Source organism: Rhodococcus sp. MT28 (genome assembly GCF_058792695.1).
The window spans coordinates 805,674-822,389 of the sequence record NZ_JBXAFD010000001.1; the positions used below are offsets into that span (position 1 = coordinate 805,674).

General features: G+C 64.5%; 16 protein-coding genes. 5 read left to right on the plus strand and 11 right to left on the minus strand.

Going from position 1 to position 16,716, the window contains the following annotated elements:
• The first annotated feature begins 10 nt into the window (after nt 1-10).
• The 4 genes from ygfZ to AC1Q6C_RS03855 all read left to right on the plus strand — a co-directional run bounded on the left by ygfZ (nt 11) and on the right by AC1Q6C_RS03855 (nt 3,153).
• Nucleotides 11-1,132 carry a CAF17-like 4Fe-4S cluster assembly/insertion protein YgfZ gene (ygfZ, locus tag AC1Q6C_RS03840; RefSeq protein WP_007733828.1) on the plus strand — a complete coding sequence of 374 codons (1,122 nt, stop codon included), beginning with the start codon at nt 11-13 and terminating at the stop codon, nt 1,130-1,132.
• On the plus strand, nt 1,129-1,797 hold the full coding sequence (locus AC1Q6C_RS03845) for an MOSC domain-containing protein (RefSeq protein WP_042451408.1): 669 nt from the start codon (nt 1,129-1,131) through the stop codon (nt 1,795-1,797). Before ygfZ ends, AC1Q6C_RS03845 begins: the two co-directional genes overlap by 4 nt.
• Entirely contained in the window at nt 1,794-2,747 is a 954-nt protein-coding gene (locus AC1Q6C_RS03850) for an asparaginase (protein WP_003940365.1), read from the plus strand. Before AC1Q6C_RS03845 ends, AC1Q6C_RS03850 begins: the two co-directional genes overlap by 4 nt.
• A gap of 202 nt (nt 2,748-2,949) precedes the next feature.
• Entirely contained in the window at nt 2,950-3,153 is a 204-nt protein-coding gene (locus tag AC1Q6C_RS03855) for a DUF3073 domain-containing protein (protein WP_003940337.1), read from the plus strand.
• Nucleotides 3,154-3,303: 150 nt separating this feature from the next.
• Here the strand turns inward: AC1Q6C_RS03855 and purM are convergent, their stop codons facing one another.
• The 9 genes from purM to purL form a co-directional block, all read right to left on the minus strand.
• The gene (gene purM / locus AC1Q6C_RS03860) at nt 3,304-4,383 is read right to left on the minus strand and encodes a phosphoribosylformylglycinamidine cyclo-ligase (RefSeq protein ID WP_003940225.1); all 1,080 of its coding nucleotides are present in this window, start codon (nt 4,381-4,383) and stop codon (nt 3,304-3,306) included.
• Between the two features lie 207 nt (nt 4,384-4,590).
• Nucleotides 4,591-5,337, minus strand: a complete 747-nt coding sequence (locus AC1Q6C_RS03865) for an AIM24 family protein (protein WP_003939813.1) — start codon at nt 5,335-5,337, stop codon at nt 4,591-4,593.
• 13 nt (nt 5,338-5,350) lie between these two features.
• Nucleotides 5,351-6,028 (minus strand): AIM24 family protein, encoded by a 678-nt coding sequence (locus AC1Q6C_RS03870; protein ID WP_003939918.1) that lies wholly within the window; start codon nt 6,026-6,028, stop codon nt 5,351-5,353.
• 3 nt (nt 6,029-6,031) lie between these two features.
• Nucleotides 6,032-6,640: an AIM24 family protein gene (locus AC1Q6C_RS03875; RefSeq protein ID WP_003940441.1), complete on the minus strand. Its 609-nt coding sequence runs from the start codon at nt 6,638-6,640 to the stop codon at nt 6,032-6,034.
• A 144-nt stretch (nt 6,641-6,784) separates the two neighbouring features.
• Nucleotides 6,785-8,362 carry an amidophosphoribosyltransferase gene (purF, locus tag AC1Q6C_RS03880; RefSeq protein ID WP_003940541.1) on the minus strand — a complete coding sequence of 526 codons (1,578 nt, stop codon included), beginning with the start codon at nt 8,360-8,362 and terminating at the stop codon, nt 6,785-6,787.
• Between the two features lie 170 nt (nt 8,363-8,532).
• On the minus strand, nt 8,533-8,922 hold the full coding sequence (locus AC1Q6C_RS03885; protein WP_007733822.1) for a sterol carrier family protein: 390 nt from the start codon (nt 8,920-8,922) through the stop codon (nt 8,533-8,535).
• Nucleotides 8,922-9,578: a CPBP family intramembrane glutamic endopeptidase gene (locus tag AC1Q6C_RS03890; RefSeq protein WP_042451413.1), complete on the minus strand. Its 657-nt coding sequence runs from the start codon at nt 9,576-9,578 to the stop codon at nt 8,922-8,924. Before AC1Q6C_RS03890 ends, AC1Q6C_RS03885 begins: the two co-directional genes overlap by 1 nt.
• Nucleotides 9,575-11,359, minus strand: a complete 1,785-nt coding sequence (locus tag AC1Q6C_RS03895) for an alpha/beta hydrolase (protein ID WP_003940273.1) — start codon at nt 11,357-11,359, stop codon at nt 9,575-9,577. The genes AC1Q6C_RS03890 and AC1Q6C_RS03895 overlap by 4 nt, the downstream gene beginning before the upstream one ends.
• A gap of 3 nt (nt 11,360-11,362) precedes the next feature.
• Complete coding sequence (gene purL / locus AC1Q6C_RS03900; RefSeq protein ID WP_037125770.1) at nt 11,363-13,651, minus strand: phosphoribosylformylglycinamidine synthase subunit PurL; 2,289 nt, start codon at nt 13,649-13,651, stop codon at nt 11,363-11,365.
• A gap of 251 nt (nt 13,652-13,902) precedes the next feature.
• Here purL and AC1Q6C_RS03905 point away from each other — a divergent pair, with 251 nt between their 5' ends.
• Nucleotides 13,903-14,889, plus strand: a complete 987-nt coding sequence (locus AC1Q6C_RS03905; protein WP_492666384.1) for a Dyp-type peroxidase — start codon at nt 13,903-13,905, stop codon at nt 14,887-14,889.
• Between the two features lie 11 nt (nt 14,890-14,900).
• Here AC1Q6C_RS03905 and AC1Q6C_RS03910 read toward each other — a convergent pair whose 3' ends face one another.
• Nucleotides 14,901-16,193, minus strand: a complete 1,293-nt coding sequence (locus AC1Q6C_RS03910; RefSeq protein WP_047271217.1) for a M18 family aminopeptidase — start codon at nt 16,191-16,193, stop codon at nt 14,901-14,903.
• Nucleotides 16,194-16,280: 87 nt separating this feature from the next.
• Nucleotides 16,281-16,634, minus strand: a complete 354-nt coding sequence (locus AC1Q6C_RS03915) for a VOC family protein (RefSeq protein WP_020970627.1) — start codon at nt 16,632-16,634, stop codon at nt 16,281-16,283.
• Nucleotides 16,635-16,716: the final 82 nt, after the last annotated feature.

Below are 16,716 nucleotides of genomic sequence, written 5' to 3' on the forward strand. Positions count from 1 at the left end.
GACTGGTCTCGTGGTCGACAACGCTCTTGTGCCCAACAGCCCACTTCTGACTTCCCCCGGCGCGGTCACCGCACCGGACGGTTCGGCCGACATCGGTGTCGCGTGGCACTACGGCGATCCTCTCGGCGAACAGCGAACCGCGCAGCGCGCAGCAGTGGTGGTCGACCGCAGTCACAGATTCGTGATCGCCATTCCCGGCGACGAACGCCTCACGTGGCTGCACACGATTTCGAGCCAGCACATCGCCGCGCTCCCCGACGGCAAGAGTGCCGAGAACTTGAGCCTGGACGTCAACGGACGCGTCGAGCACCACTTCGTGCAGACGGACCTGGCAGGTGTCACCTGGATCGACACCGAGGCGAACCGCGGACCCGACCTTCTCTCCTTCTTGAAGAAGATGGTGTTCTGGTCCAAGGCCGAACCTCGTGACGGCAACGAACTCGCGGTCCTGAGCCTGATCGGACCCGAAGCGTCAACTGTCCTCGCCGCACTCGAGGTTCAGACACCCACCGAGGCCTACGACGCTCACGCCTTGGCCGACGGCGGATTTGTCCGCCGCATGCCGTGGCCTACCGAGAACTCTTTCGATCTTCTCGTCCCACGTGAGCAACTGGCAGCGTGGTGGACCAGGCTGACCGATGCCGGCGCCAAGCCCGCCGGCAGTTGGGCCTTCGAGGCACTGCGCGTCGAAGCGACGAGGCCTCGCCTCGGACTGGACACCGACGAACGGACCATCCCGCACGAGGTCCACTGGATCGGTGGGCCGGCCGAGCACGGCGCCGTCCACCTCGACAAGGGGTGCTACCGCGGTCAGGAAACCGTTGCCCGGGTTCACAATCTCGGCAAGCCCCCGCGCCATCTCGTCATGTTGCACCTCGACGGCAGCGCCGAAGCCGTCCCGGAACCGGGTGACCCGATCACGGCGGGCGGACGGGCCGTCGGACGCGTCGGGACCGTCGTCAATCATCACGAGCTCGGCCCCATCGCACTCGCTCTGATCAAGCGGAACATCCCGGTCGACACCGAACTGATGGCCGGCCCCAGCGCTGCGTCCATCGATCCGGATTCGATCGTCGCGGACGACGCACCCCAGGCCGGACGTGAGGCTGTCAACCGATTGCGCGGAAAGTGACGGGCATGGTCGACGCGGTCTGCGTCGTCCACACCGAACGTGACAGTGGCGTCAGGCGAGTCCCCCGTACCGCGATCGACAAGCGTCCCGTCGACGGCCGCGTCGCGGTAGGACGACTCGGTCTGGGTGGCGACTACGTCTGCGACACCGAGTTCCACGGCGGTGCCTTCCAAGCTGTCTACGCGTATCAGCGCGACGAAGCGCAGCGTTGGTCGGACGAATTGGGCCGACCTCTCGGCCCCGGATGGTTCGGCGAGAATCTTCACATCAGCGGGATGCTCGTCACGGACGCCGTGATCGGCGAGCGTTGGCACATCACCGGAGCCGAGGCGTCGGACGTTCTCGAACTCGAGGTGACCGCGCCCCGCGTCCCGTGCGGCACCTTCGGCATCTGGGCCGCGGAAAAGGGCTGGGTCAAAAGATTCACCGAGCGGACCGACGTCGGCGCCTACCTTCGCGTCAACCGGACCGGCACGATCGCCGCGGGCGATTCGGTCACCCGAGTCCACGTACCGGATCACGGAGTGACTGTTCGAGAGGTCTTCGCCGGAACGGATCCTGAGCGGCTTCGACGGCTCCTCGCAGAACACACCGACCTTGCACCGAACGTCACCGCGCGCGTCCAGAGGTTCATCGAACAAGCAGAAGCGCAGGTGCACTCGTGAGTATCGAATTGGTGGAAGTGGTCCGCTCCGGATTCCGCGAATGCGTGCATCGCGGATCGGCCGTCATTCTCGGCGCCGACGGCGAGGTCGTTGTCGGACTCGGGGAAATTCACACACCCATCTACCCGCGCTCGGCGAACAAGCCGCTGCAAGCCGTCGCTGCGCTTCGTAACGGCTTTGCACCCACCAGCCCGGAAGAGCTGGCCGTCGCGTCGTCCTCACATGCGGGCGAGGCCGATCACATCGAACTGGTCGCAGCGCTTCTCGCTCGCTACCAACTCGGTGTCGACCAGTTGCAGTGCCCCTCCGATCTGCCGGGCAACGAACTGGCCCGAGCCGAACTGATCGCAGCGGGCGAGCTTCCCAGCCCGATCTACATGACCTGCTCGGGCAAGCACTCCGCGATGCTCGCCACGTGCGTCGTGAACGACTGGCCGCTCGAGACGTACATGGAGCCGACTCATCCCCTCCAACTCGCGATCCAGGAGACGATCTTCGATCTCAGCGGCGAGGAAGAGCAGGAACTCGGCATCGACGGTTGTGGTCTCCCGATCGTGCCGCTCTCGCTCACGAACCTGGCTCGGGCATTCGGACGCCTGCCCTCGGCTGAGCCCGACTCACCCGAACGAGCTGTGGCCGACGCGGTCCGCGAGAACCCCTTCCTCGTCTCGGGCACCGGCCGCAACGATCAGCGCCTGATGTCCGCAGTGCCGGGTCTGTTCTCCAAGACCGGATACGACGGCATCTACGCCGGAGCGCTTCCCGACGGTTCCGCTTTCGCCCTTAAGATCGACGACGGTCACGAGCGGGCGCTCCTGCCCTTGGCGGCAGCTCTGCTCAAGCGGATGAACACCGAGTGGACCGAGGAGTTGGCGGCTCTCGCATCCGCTCCGGTCTTCGGCGGCGACGCCCGAGTGGGGACGATTCGCGCAATTCCCGGAAACTTCTGAGCAGTTCTCACAAAGTTCTGACGAGTTCTTTCAGCATCCTGGCAGCTCGCGGCCATAGTGAGAGCAATCAGACACGGCGGTGAGGCCTTCGTGGAAGCGGAAGCGACTTTTCCACGCTAGAGTGTGTGTCAGGAAACTTACACACTCAAACGGGGCCGCCAAATTCCCCAGGCCGCCCCGCGAAAGCGCGAGGGGGTCAGCCATGGGCCGCGGCCGGGCTAAGGCAAAGCAGACCAAGGTTGCACGCGAATTGAAATACAGCGTACCGACCACGGATTTCGACAGCCTGCAAAGAGAGCTCGCAGGTGGATCGACCAACTCGCATCGGAGCAGTGTCCGATCGGACCAGACTTCCGATAGGGAAGGGCATGCGCGAGAGGACGACTACGACGACTGGCGGCGTTGACCGCGCACTGCCACCGCGCAGACTGTGAAATGAGGAAGAGCTGATCGCTCTTCCTCATTTTTGCGTTCGATTTTCCGCCTCGCGTCTGCTTGCACGGACACACAAAACTGCCCCACCGGATCTCTCCGATGGGGCAGCTGACGTTGCGGTCTAGAAGCGCGGGTGGTCTCCGGCCAGGAACGCACGCTCTGCAGCGGCGTCCGACGCCTTCTTGACGCTACCGAGCGTCCAGCAGTCGATGTGGCGTGCGGTGAGGACGGCAAGTGCGCGGTCGACGTCCTCGGGTGCGACGACGGCGACCATGCCGACGCCCATGTTGAACGTCTGCTCCATCTCGGCGCGCTCGACGCGTCCGCGCTGCGCGATCATGGCGAAGACCGGAGCGGGGCTCCAGGTTCCGCGATCGAGTTCGGCGACCAAGCCCTTGGGCATGACGCGCGCGAGGTTGTTGGCGAGGCCGCCACCGGTGACGTGGCAGAACGTGCGCACGTCGGTCTCGGCAGCGAGTGCCAGGCAGTCCTTGGCGTAGATCTTGGTGGGCTCGAGCAGCTCCTCACCGAGCGTGCGGCCGAACTCGTCGACGTGTGCGCTCAGGTTCATGCGGTCGATCTCGAGCAGGACCTTGCGGGCCAGTGAGTAACCGTTGGAGTGCAGTCCCGAAGAACCCATCGCGATGACGACGTCGCCGGGGCGAACGCGATCCGGTCCGAGCAGCTTCTCGGCCTCCACGACACCGACGCCGGTGGCGGAGAGGTCGTAGTCACCGTCAGCCATGATGCCGGGGTGCTCGGCGGTCTCGCCACCGAGGAGAGCGCAACCGGCCTGGATGCAGCCCTCGGCGATGCCGCTGACCAATTCCGCGACGCGCTCGGGGATGACCCGGCCGACAGCGATGTAGTCCTGGAGGAACAGCGGCTCGGCGCCACAGACGACGAGGTCGTCGACAACCATGGCGACGAGGTCGAGTCCGACCGTGTCGTGCTTGTCCATCGCCTGCGCGACAGCGAGCTTGGTTCCGACGCCGTCGGTCGATGCGGCGAGCAACGGCTCCTTGTAGTCACCCTTGAGGGAGAACAAGCCGGCGAAACCACCGAGGCCACCCATGACCTCGGGGCGGCTGGCCTTCTTGGCCAGAGGGGCGAAGAGTTCCACCGCCCGGTCGCCTGCGGCGATATCGACTCCTGCTGCCGCGTAGGAGGCGCCTGCGGTGCGGTGACTGTCCTCGGTCATCGGGTTACTACTCCAGCCTTGTATTTCTCGCGAGCACGTATTGCTCGTGCACAGGTAAGTGGTCTTGCAATGTGAAGTGTTTGCAATCCTCGTGACGCGAGATGGATCGTTCGACTCGAGACCCAGAGCGCGCACACAAATACCGACGATTACGCCCATACGCTACCGGACCGGCCCCCTCGGTGAGACCTCGCGTACCCCGAGACGTCAGTTCTGCAGCCGGGCACCGATCGAGGCATGCAGTGCGCGCAGACTGTTCTGCCCGAGTGCGACCGTCTCGGATTCGATGTGTTTGAGGAGGTGTCCGTCGTGGACGACCTTCTCGCTCGACTGGATCAGTACCGTCCCGGCTCCGGTGAAATCGAACTGGCGTTCTTCGCCGGTGTTCGCGCCGAACATGCTTCCGCGAACCGCGCCCAGGAAGCTCTGCATCCAGTCGGCATCGAAGTGGTGGGACGGCGACGGGCAGTCGGCCCAACCCACCAACGCCTGCGGGTCGATGCGCAGCGGCGGCTCCGCGAACATGACCGGGCCATTGGACGACGCCAGGAACTTGCCTGTCCCCAGTAGCGTCAAAAAGCCTGGGACGATGGACTGTTTGAGGTCCAGGCTGGTCTCGAAGGCGAGGAGATTGGCCGCGCGAATCGTGAGGTTGCCGTCGTCGAGGTCGTAGGAATTGATGTTGAATCCGCGGTCCCCGAGGATCAACTTGCCCTGTCCCTGAGCGAGCACCCAGTCGTCCGCGTAGAGCGGTGAAGAAAACCTGGCCGCGACGATCGCCGTCATGCTCGTGCGCCCGAGCGGCTCGAAGTTGATGTTTCCGTAGTACGCGATCATCGCGCCCTTGGACGTGAACCACGGTTGTCCGGCCATCTCGACGCAGAAGGCGTAGTCGTTGCCCGGGACGTTGTCGTTGGCGGGCAGAGTTGCCGGATTGTGAATTTCGATACCCATGCTCTGTGCCCTCTCAGAACTTCTGCTCGGACGCCTGGACCCAAACGGTGCCGGCGCCGGTCATCTTCAGCTGGATGGACTCCCCCGAGCCCTTGCCGACGGCCTCGCGCCAGCCGACGTTCGCGGAGATGTCGACGTTGATCTGACCGATGTGGCACACGTATGCCTGCGGGTCGACGACGACCTGAGGATTGTTCGGACCGACCTGCAACGGAATCGCGCCCCCGTGCGAGAGGACCGCGACGCTTCCCTGTCCGTGCAACTGCGTCGTGAACAGCCCTTGACCGGTCATGGCGCCGCGTACTGCTCCGCGCACACCGCCCTGCGACGTGAGAGCGACTATCGAACTCTGGAGGTAACCGTCGTGTGCGAGGAGTCGGTCGGCTTCGACGGTGAGCATTGACGACCCGTCGAGGTGGATGACCTCGACGTACAAGCCGGCATGCCCGTAGAAGACCTCACCGTTTCCCTCGGCCGCCATCATGCGTGCATGCTCGCCGGACATCATGCGGCCGGCCATCCCGGCGATACCGCCCATGTTCGGCATGGCGCCGGGCCCACCGCCCATGCTGTGCGGGATGAAGCGGACGTCACCGGTGTAGTAGAGCATCGACCCGGTGCGGGCGAGCACGTTCTGGCCCGGCGCGAGGGTCGACTTGACGACCTTGCTGTTCACCAATTCCAACGGCATGGTTCAGCGCTCCTCGGGCTGGATGTAGACGACTCCGGATCCGTCGAATCGCAGCGAGAACGCTTCACCGCTGCCACCGCCGATCGCAGAGCGCCAGGTGACGTCGGTGACGAAGCTCTGGTTCAGCTGGCCACGGTGAGCGACGAATGCGTCGGGATCGGCAACCAGCGGATACTGCGGGCTGACTTCGAGCGCGATGATCGGTCCGCCCTTCGACAGCACCGCCACCAGACCGGTGCCGCTGACGACCGTCGTGAACAAGCCCTGTCCGGAACCTGCGCCGCGGAGACCGGCAAATTTCACGTCGGTTCGCAGTTGGCCGACCAATGCGAGCAATTGCGAGGCTTCGACGTGCAAAGCGTCGTTGTTGAGCTCGATAATCGTGATGTCCTGGGCGTCGACCGCGAAGTAGACGGTGCCTTGACCGCTGACTTCCATCAGGGACAGTGATTCACCTGCCGCCTTCTGTTTCAGCGCGGCACGTAACCCACCGCCACCGCCCATTCCGGCGTTCTTGAAGGTGATCGCACCCTCGTACGCCACCATCGAGCCGTTGATCGCTTTGATGGTGTCCCCCACCAGGTCTGCGACCAGGACCCGGTGCCCATCCATTCTCAGTTGCGCCACGGAGGGCACTATGCCAGATGCTCACGACGTATGCCGTGTCGTGGAACAGAAAGTCGTGAACAGAAAATCTGCCGCCCACATGCTGTGGACGGCAGATTCTCGGCTGTCGAATTTCAACGATTCTGATGTTCAGGGGCGGCTGAGCGCGCTCGCGTTGTCGTTGTCGCGAGTGGCCGTCGAACCTGCGGTGCTCTCGAGCATCCCCTCGAGGACGTTCTTGCCGATCGAGGTTTCCTTGGGAAGCGCGATCGGGTAGGTCCCGTCGAAGCACGCGGCGCACAGACGGCTGGCCGGCTGCTCGGTGGCGGCGATCATGCCTTCGGTGGAGATGTATCCGAGCGTGTCCGCTCCGATGGAACGACGCACGCCGTCGAGCATCTCCTCGAACGTCGCGTCTTGTCCGCCCGCGCCGTTAGCGATCAACTCGGCTGGTGAGGCGAAGTCGATGCCGTAGAAGCAGGGCCACTTGACCGGTGGCGAGGCGATACGGACGTGAATTTCAAGGGCGCCGGCTTCGCGGAGCATCCGGATGAGCGCACGCTGGGTGTTGCCGCGGACGATCGAATCGTCCACCACCACAAGGCGCTTGCCGCGGATGACTTCCTTGAGCGGGTTGAGCTTGAGCCTGATACCGAGCTGACGGATCGTCTGCGACGGCTGGATGAAGGTGCGGCCGACATAGGCGTTCTTCATCAAACCCTGGCCGTAAGGAATGCCTGAGCCCTGTGCGTACCCGACTGCTGCGGGGGTGCCGGACTCGGGAACGGGGATGACCAGATCACCTTCGGCGGGATGCTCGCTGGCGAGCAGACGGCCGATCTCGACGCGGGTCGAGTGGACCGAACGGCCACCGATGACGCTGTCGGGACGGGCAAGGTAGACGTACTCGAAAACACAGCCCTTGGGCGTCGGATTCGCGAAACGTGAGGAGCGAACGCCGTCGGCGTCGATCGCAAGCAGCTCACCGGGTTCGATGTCGCGAACGAACGACGCACCGACGATGTCGAGGGCTGCGGTCTCGCTGGCGACTACCCAACCGCGGTCGAGTCGACCGAGGCAGAGCGGGCGGATGCCGTGCGGATCGCGCGCTGCGTACAGCGTGTGCTCGTCCATGAAGGTGAGGCAGAACGCGCCCTCCAACGTGGGAAGCAATTCCATCGCGGCCTGTTCGATGGTGCTGTCGCCGGCAGCGTGTGCCAGGAGACCACCGATGAGGTCGGAGTCGGAAGTCGCGGCATTGGGGCGCTTGTCGTTGACCAGGCCGGCTGCACGGGTGCGGCTCGCGAGTTCAGCGGTGTTGACCAGGTTGCCGTTGTGGCCGAGCGCGATGCCGGTGCCGGCAGTGGTCGTACGGAAGATGGGCTGCGCGTTCTCCCACGTCGTGGAACCGGTGGTGGAGTAACGGCAATGTCCGACGGCGACGTGACCTGGCATCGCTGCGAGGGTCTGCTCGTCGAATACCTGGCTGACCAGGCCGAGATCCTTGAACACCAGCACCTGGGAGCCGTCGGCTACCGCAATGCCGGCAGCTTCTTGACCACGGTGCTGAAGTGCGTACAGGCCGTAATAAGTGAGCTTCGCCACATCCTCTCCCGGCGCCCAGACGCCGAATACACCGCATTCTTCGCGGGGCTCGTTCTCGTCCTCGTCGGACGGGTTCGAAGCGAGGAGATTTGGACTGTTGACCGACAGATCGGCACGAGTCACCGGGCGCTCCCTTTGTGGGCAGGGGTTGGGGGGCATCCACAGTCTACGGCCATTTTGGGACTCACTTCCCCTGAGGGCTGCCTTGGGTCTCAGATCACGCCGAAGCGAACCGGATGGTCTCTCTCTGTTACTGCGTCAACCACTCTGTCACTACGCCAACCCCTCTGTTGCTAGGTCAACCGCAGCAGTGGGAGCCAGTGCGCAATTTCGGGAGCGCGGCTACCTGAGGCGTCGACTCTTCCGTCACCTGAGGCCTCGGAGAACTCGAGCAGTCCGGTGACCATCTGCAACCACGTCCGAGCGTCCGTCTCGACGACGTTGGGCGGGGTTCCGCGCGTGTGACGCGGACCTTCGATGCATTGCACCGCAACAAACGGTGGGACCCGCACCTCGACGCTCGATCCGGGGGCGATCTGTTCGAGAGTGCGCGCACTCATCTTCACTGCCGCACCGAGTTCACTGCGCGAAGGCTTCGGCAGTTCCGGATCTCGAAGCCACGGGCCGACGGCCAGGACGGCGGCACGAAATTCGGCGGGGTCGACGGCGCGGCGGGGCGGCATCAGTTCACTCCATGTCTGCGAGTAGCGATACGAACGGCAAGTGCGCCACCGGCATTCGTGGCCAGGTGCAGCAGGGCGGGGGCAAGTACGCTGCCGCCACGGCGGTGCAGCCACTCGAACAGCAATGCCGAAGCGCCGGTGAACGCCACGGCTGCGGGAACGTTGTCGCCGGCACCGCGGGCGGGGGCGACGTGCCACAGCCCGAAGGTCAGTGCGTGAACAGCCTGCGCGGTCGGCCTGTTCAGTTCGCGGCTCCAGACGGCCGACATCGCGCTACGGAACAACAGTTCCTCGGAGAGCACCGTCCCGAACGGGATGTGCAGGATGATCCATTCGAGGAAGTCTTCGCGGCCGTCTGCTCGCTCGTCGGCAGCGAGAGTCGCGCGCAAGGACGGAACGGCCAAAGCGACGCTGTAGCCGGTGAGGACCGCCCCCGCCGCGGCTCCGCCGAACTGAGCACCACCACGAATGCCGGTGTGCGCCAAGCCGAGTTCCTCGCGGGTGTAACCACGTGCGAGTAGGACTCCGATCGCCGACAGACCGGCCGCGGTGTTGACCACGGCGCGGGCACGAGGCGAAAGACCGAATGCCGGAAGCACGACGTTGCTCCAGGTGATCGCGGTAGCGGAGAGCGCGATCGAGGCGACTCCCCTCACTTCTCGGGGCCCTCTGATTTCACGGCGACAACCAAAGCCGATCGCACCCGCTCGGTTTCTGCGGCCGTCCATCCCTCGGGCTGGGCAACGCTGATCCAGGCGTCCAGAACGGAGGTTCCGTAATTGTGACCATGGCCGTCCGGAACTCCCGCGGCGTTGCCGAGGTCGGCCGACACCTGCCAGAACGTCACGACCGGGAACCACTTCATCGACGGTGAGCGGTCGAATCCCGGTACTTCCTTGAGCCACTCGGGACGATTGAACATGAGGTCGGGCGACCACCACACCACCGGATCGGAAGGGTGCTGGACAAACAGAACTCGCGGCTCCGGCCACGTCATCCCGTCGGTCGGAATGTCTTCGGAGCGATCCGCGAACCGCACGCCGGCCAGGCCGTCCGCGTATACGGGCGCTACTTCGGGGGTGCCTGGATCGCGCCTCTTCTCGATCGAACGCCACAACTGCGTCGCGTTCGGTGGGCCAACCCACAGAATTCCGTCGGCGGTATCGCGCGCCGCCTGCAGTGTGTCGAAGGCTCCGGCGCCGGCCATGACGCCGAGGCTCTCGCCGTAGACCATGAACTTCGGCCTGGTGGCTTCCGGTTCCTGGAGCCATCTTTCGTGTACCCGCTCGATCAACAGGCGTCCGGCAGCTTGCGCCTTCTCCTGGTCGGCGAGGAACGAGATCCAACTCGGCAGGTACGAGTACTGGCTGGCGACAAGAGCAGTGTCGCCGTCATGCACAAGTTCGATTGCCTGTGCCGCAGTGGGATTGACCCACCCCGTACCCGTCGTCGGAATGACCACGAGGACCTTGCGTTGGAAGGCGCCGGTTCGCTCCAGCTCCTTGATGACCAGATCCATACGCTCTTCGGGATCTTCGGCGCTTTCAAGTCCGGCATATACGCGAATCGGATCCATCGCAGGCTTACCGGTTGCCGCTTCGAGTTCCTGCGCGTCGAGTCCGCGCGAGACGAAGTTTCGTCCCTCGAACCCCAATGTGTCCCAGGGAGCGGCTGATTCGGGGCTACCCGATTTCATCGGATCCTGCGGTTCGACGACGCCGTCGCGAGTGGTCGAGTTCTGCAGACTGAAGATCGAGTTGGTCGCTGCATAGATTCCGCGGACCAGGACGCCGTCGACCAGCATGAAGAACAGGACGGTGACAACCAGGACACCGACGCCATTGGCCACCGACCGTGACCAGTGGAACCGCCGCATCAGCTGTCGGGCAATCAGTTTCACCAGATCGTGGAGGACCCGCCAGATCGAGATGAGCAGGCCACCGACGAGCAGGCTCAGTCCGAGGGTTCGGATGTAGCCGGAAGTGGTCGTGCCTTCGGCATCGGTCAGTGCCGCGATTTCACGTTGCCACCCGGCCGCGTAGACCAGCATGATGATCGCCGCGACGATGGACGCGACCGGAACGAAGACCTTGATCGCGGAAGGCACCGGCTCGGGCAGTGGCCACCACCGTCGACCGCTGAGCAGGTATCGCTCGACAGCCCAACCGATCGCAGTACCGACGCCGTAGCCGATGGCCGAGTTGATTCCGCCGATCAGACCTTGGAAAAGCCAATCGCGCGGCAACAGCGAAGGGGTCAACGACCAGCAGAAGAAGAACGCGGCAAACGCGATGCCGGTGAAGTCGAGTTTGAGGAGCCCCCACGCCCACTCGGTGAAGCGGTTGTCGAGCTTCTCGAGGGGTGCGGGAACAGCCAGCCGCAGGTGGTGTTCCTGCGGCTGGCTGTCAGAAGAAGTCAGTTCTCCGGAATCGACCATCTATCACCCGAACAGTGCGGGCAGCGTTCCCTCGAAGGCCTCACGGAGCTTGGCCATCGTGACGGAGAAGTGTCCCTGGACCTCGACGGAGTCGCTGCCCTCGTCGACGACCCCGATACGCGTCCACGGCAAGCCGCGGGCGGTGCACATACCGGTGAAGCGAGTCTCCTCGGTACGCGGAACTGCAACGAGGACACGTCCCGACGATTCCGAGAACAGGGTCACGAACGGATCGGCGCCCTCGGGAATCAGGATGCGGCAACCGGTTTCGCCGGCCAGCGCGGCTTCGACGACAGCCTGGGCCAGTCCACCCTCGGAGAGGTCGTGGGCTGCGGTGACGAGACCGTCACGCGAAGAGGCGAGCAAAATGTCGGCGAGCAGTTGCTCACGGGCGAGGTCGACCTTCGGCGGCACGCCACCGAGGTGACCGTGCTCGACCTGCGACCAGATGGAGCCGTCGAACTCGTCGCGGGTGTCGCCGAGCAGGATCAGCGTCTCGCCCGGCTCGAGTCCGAGGCCCGTCGGGATGCGGCGGTGAACGTCGTCGATCACACCGAGGACGGCAACCACCGGCGTCGGCAGGATTGCCGTGGATCCGGTCTGGTTGTAGAAGCTGACGTTGCCGCCGGTGACGGGGATGCCGAGGGTGGCGCAGCCGTCGGCAAGGCCGCGAACGGCCTGCTGGAACTGCCACATGACACCCGGGTCCTCGGGAGAACCGAAGTTCAGGCAGTTGGAGACGGCCTTGGGCGTTGCGCCCGTGACTGCCACGTTGCGGAAAGCCTCGGCCAACGCGAGCTGCGCACCGGTGTACGGGTCGAGCGCGGTGTAGCGGCCCGAAGCGTCGGTGGACAGTGCGATCCCGCGTCCGGTCTTCTCGTCGATGCGGATGACACCGCCGTCGGCGTTCTCGGCCAGGACGGTGTTTCCGCGGACGTAGCGGTCGTACTGCTCGGTGATCCACTTGCGACTGCACAGGGCAGGCGAGGCGATCATCTTCAGCAGGGTCGCTTCGAGCTCGGCGTCGGTTTCGGGACGCTTCAGTCCGGCGGTCGTATTCGCGATCAAGGCATCCTGCGTTGCCGGACGCTCGACGGGGCGGTGGTAAACCGGGCCCTCGTGCGCGACGGTGCGCGGGGGAACGTCGACGACGGTCTCGCCGTGCCAGGAGATGGTGAGGTGCTCACCGTCGGTGACCTCGCCGATGTCGGTGGCCAGGACGTCCCACTTCTTGCAGACCTCCATGAACGCATCGACGTTCTCGGGCGTGACCACGGCGCACATGCGCTCCTGCGATTCGCTCGAGAGCACCTCGGCCGGGGTCATGCCGGTGGCGCGCATCGGAACCTTCTCGAGGTTGATGTGCATGCCGCCGTCGCCGGCCGCGGCCAGCTCGGAGGTGGCGCAGGACAGCCCGGCGCCGCCGAGGTCCTGGATGCCGACGACGAGGCCGGCCTTGTAAAGGTCGAGACAGCACTCGATGAGCACCTTCTCGGTGAACGGGTCGCCGACCTGAACCGCGGGCAGCTTCTTACGTCCGCCGGTGTCTCCACCCTCGTCGTCGAACGTCGCCGACGCGAGGACCGAGACGCCGCCGATTCCGTCGAGACCGGTGCGTGCGCCGAACAGGATGATCTTGTTGCCCGCGCCCGAAGCGAAGGCCAGATGCAGATCCTCGACGCGCATGACGCCGGCAGCGAGGGCGTTGACCAGTGGGTTACCTGCATAGGACTCGTCGAAGACCGTCTCGCCGCCGATGTTCGGCAGGCCGAGGGAGTTTCCGTATCCACCGACACCACGCACGACACCGTCGACGACGCGACGGGTATCGGGGGCGTCAGCAGCACCGAACCGAAGCTGATCCATGACGGCGATCGGACGAGCACCCATGGCCATGATGTCGCGGACGATGCCGCCGACACCGGTCGCCGCACCCTGGTAAGGCTCGACGTACGACGGGTGGTTGTGGCTCTCGACCTTGAACGTGACTGCCCAGCCGTCACCGATGTCGACGACGCCGGCGTTCTCACCGATACCGGCCAGCATGTTGGCGCGCATCTCGTCGGTGGTGGTCTTGCCGAAGTATCCGAGGTGGACCTTGGAGGACTTGTACGAGCAGTGCTCGCTCCACATCACCGAGTACATCGCCAGTTCGGCGTCCGTGGGACGGCGGCCCAGGATCTCCTTGATGCGTGCGTATTCGTCGTCCTTGAGACCGAGCTCCTTGAACGGCTGAGCGGCATCGGGATCAGCCGATGCGTGCGTGACGGTATCGACCTGGTGAGCAGACACTGGAGAGTGGTCCCTTCCCTACGGGAGTCAAGAGGCAAGCCGGCGCGGAGCGGGACACCACGAATGTGCCCAACGAAAGAACGTGCCGGGGGACAGTCTATCGGTGTGGGCCGACGACTTCCGCAGACGGCAGCACCCGCAACACCTCCGGGCCTGCGAAGTATCGCCCGTCACACCCGCCCCGGTTTGGGTGATCCGGTCGGTTTTCTTAAAGTCAGGGCCGGCCCACTCTCTCCCTCGAAAGGCCTCGCATGCCCCAGGATGTTCGTCAGTCCGACCTCACAGCACAGTCCCAGTCGGTGATCACTCCCCTCACTCCGGCTGCAATTTTCCTGGTCGCGACCGTAAATCCGGGTGGTGAGAACACCACACGAGAACTACTCGCCGACGTCGCCGGCCTGCAGCGCGCCGTGGGGCTGCGCGTCCCCGGATCAGGTTTGGATGTGGTGACAAGCATCGGTTCGTCGGCTTGGGATCGACTGTTCGCCGGTCCGCGCCCCGCGCTACTGCACCCGTTCGCCGCTCTACAGGGTGACGTTCACTCGGCGCCGTCGACTCCCGGCGATCTGCTCTTCCACATCCGCGCGATGAGCATGGATGCGTGTTTCGAGGTGGCTCGGCAGATCACGAAGCGACTGCACGGAGCAGCCACGGTGGTCGACGAGGTTCACGGCTTCCAGTACTTCGAGAACCGAGACCTCATCGGCTTCGTCGACGGCACCGAAAATCCGGTGGGCCGCGACGCCGTCGCCGCCGTGACTGTCGGAGACGAAGATCCTGCGTTCACCGGAGGAAGCTACGTCCATATCCAGCGCTACGTCCACAAGATGCGGGACTGGGAAGCAATCACCGTCGACGAGCAGGAACGTGTGATCGGACGCAGCAAGCTCGAGGACATCGAAATGACGTCCGACGTGAAGCCGTCCAACTCGCACGTAGCCCTCAACGCAATCAAGGACGAGAACGGCAAGGCTCTCGAGATCCTGCGTGCCAACATGCCGTACGGGCGCCTCGGTGATGACGAGATCGGCACCTTCTTCATCGGCTACTGCCGCACGCCGGCGATCACCGAACGGATGCTCGAGAACATGTTTCTCGGCAACCCTCGCGGCAATTACGACCGTCTGCTCGATTTCTCGACGGCCGTGACGGGCTCGATGTTCTTCACACCGAGCGCCGACTTCTTCGAGGATCTACCGACTGCGCCCTCTACGCCCACTGGGCTCCCTGCACTTTGACTACGCGCCCTCTAACTACGCGGCGTGAGGAACGCACCGAGCGCGTCGGCATACATGCGGACATCTGCCGCGCCCATCAGCTCGCGGGCAGAGTGCATCGCGAGCTGAGGCGCGCCGACGTCGACGGTGGACAGTCCGGTGCGTGATGCCGTGATCGGTCCGATGGTGGAGCCGCACGGCAAATCGGCGCGGTGGACGTAGCGCTGCATCGGCACTCCCGCCTGATCGCACGCGAGCGCGAATTCGCCGGCACCGGCCGCATCGGTGGCGTAGCGCAGATTCTGGTTCACCTTGAGTACCGGCCCACCGTTGATCTCGATCCGATGAGCGGGCTCGTGGCGGTCCGGGTAATTGGGGTGCGTCGCGTGTGCCATGTCGCCCGACGCGCATACCGAGCCGGCCATCGCCTGCAGGAATTCTTCGCGGCCACCACCGCGTCCCAACACGATCCGCTCGAGCACGGTGTTCAGCAGGTCCGAGAAAGCTCCGCGATCGGACATGCTGCCGACCTCTTCATGATCGAAGAGAGCAAGCACTGGGACCTGCTGACCGGGCGACTCAGCCGCGGCCAAAAGTGCTTGTGTCCCTGCATAACACGTGCCCTGATTGTCGAGCCTGGGGGCGCTGACCAATTCCTTGTCCACCCCCACGACTGCGCTGGGCGCAAGGTCGTGTGTCATCAATTCCCAGCCGAGAACCGACGACGCGGCTACACCCGCACGCTCGGCGACAAAGCCGATGAAAGACTTGGGCTTCGAACCCACGCCCCAGATTCCGTTGACGTGCCTCTGCGGATCCAGCGTCACACCCTTGCGATCTTCGGACAGGTGGATAGCCAGCTGCGGAACACGAAGAATCGGGTCGTCGATGCGAACCAGCTTCTGCTCCACAGTGTTTCCCACCCGGACACTCAATCGGCCGGAGATACCGAGATCGCGGTCGAGCCAGGAGTTCAGCCACGCACCGCCATACGGTTCGAGGCCCACCATCTGCCACCCGGCCGAAGTGAGGTCGGGATGCTGTTTGACCCGCAGGTTCGGGCTGTCGGTATGACCTCCGACAATCCGGAACGGAGCGGTGTTTCCCACGCCCTCGGTGCTCCAGGCGATCAGCGAACCGCCTCGCACGAGGAAGTACCGTCCGGGCTCGGCTGGCCACGACTGCGTTTCGTGGACTTCGACGAACCCGCCGGCCGTCAGCTCGGTCGCCACCGTCGCGCACACATGGAACGGCGACGGTGACGAATCGACGAAGCTGCACAAGCCGTCTGCGTCGGCCCCGGTCCGAGAAGTCTGAGAAGTCATGCCCCTCATCATGCCCGAATCGGTGTCCGCGAAATCAGTGGGCACGAAATCAGTGGGCGGAATCGGGCGAGCTCAGAACCTGTCAGCTCAGGCGTGAGGACCCGACACGCAGAACTGATTCCCATCAGGATCGAGGAGCGTCACCCAGCGGAAACCGTCCATGTTCTCGCGGTGGTGCTCAGTTGCCCCGGCCTCGACGAGCCGCGCCACCTCGGCGTCGAGATCCGGACTCCCCAAATCGAGATGGATGCGATTCTTACCGGCGGTGGGGTCCGGGACCTTCTGGAATGCGAAGTTGGTGGCGCTGTCAGGGACCGCGACGATGTAGAACCAACCGTCGTTCTCCTCGACGATGTTTCCGCCCAACTGCGCCGCCCACCACGTTGCGAGCGGACCGGGATCGAGACTGTCGAAGGTGATCATGCCGAGTGTGAGAGTCATGCGCACACGCTAATGGAAGCCACCGACAAAGACTCTCGATCTCGGGCTGAGAGAGACGATCGTCGAATGCGACTCACAACGC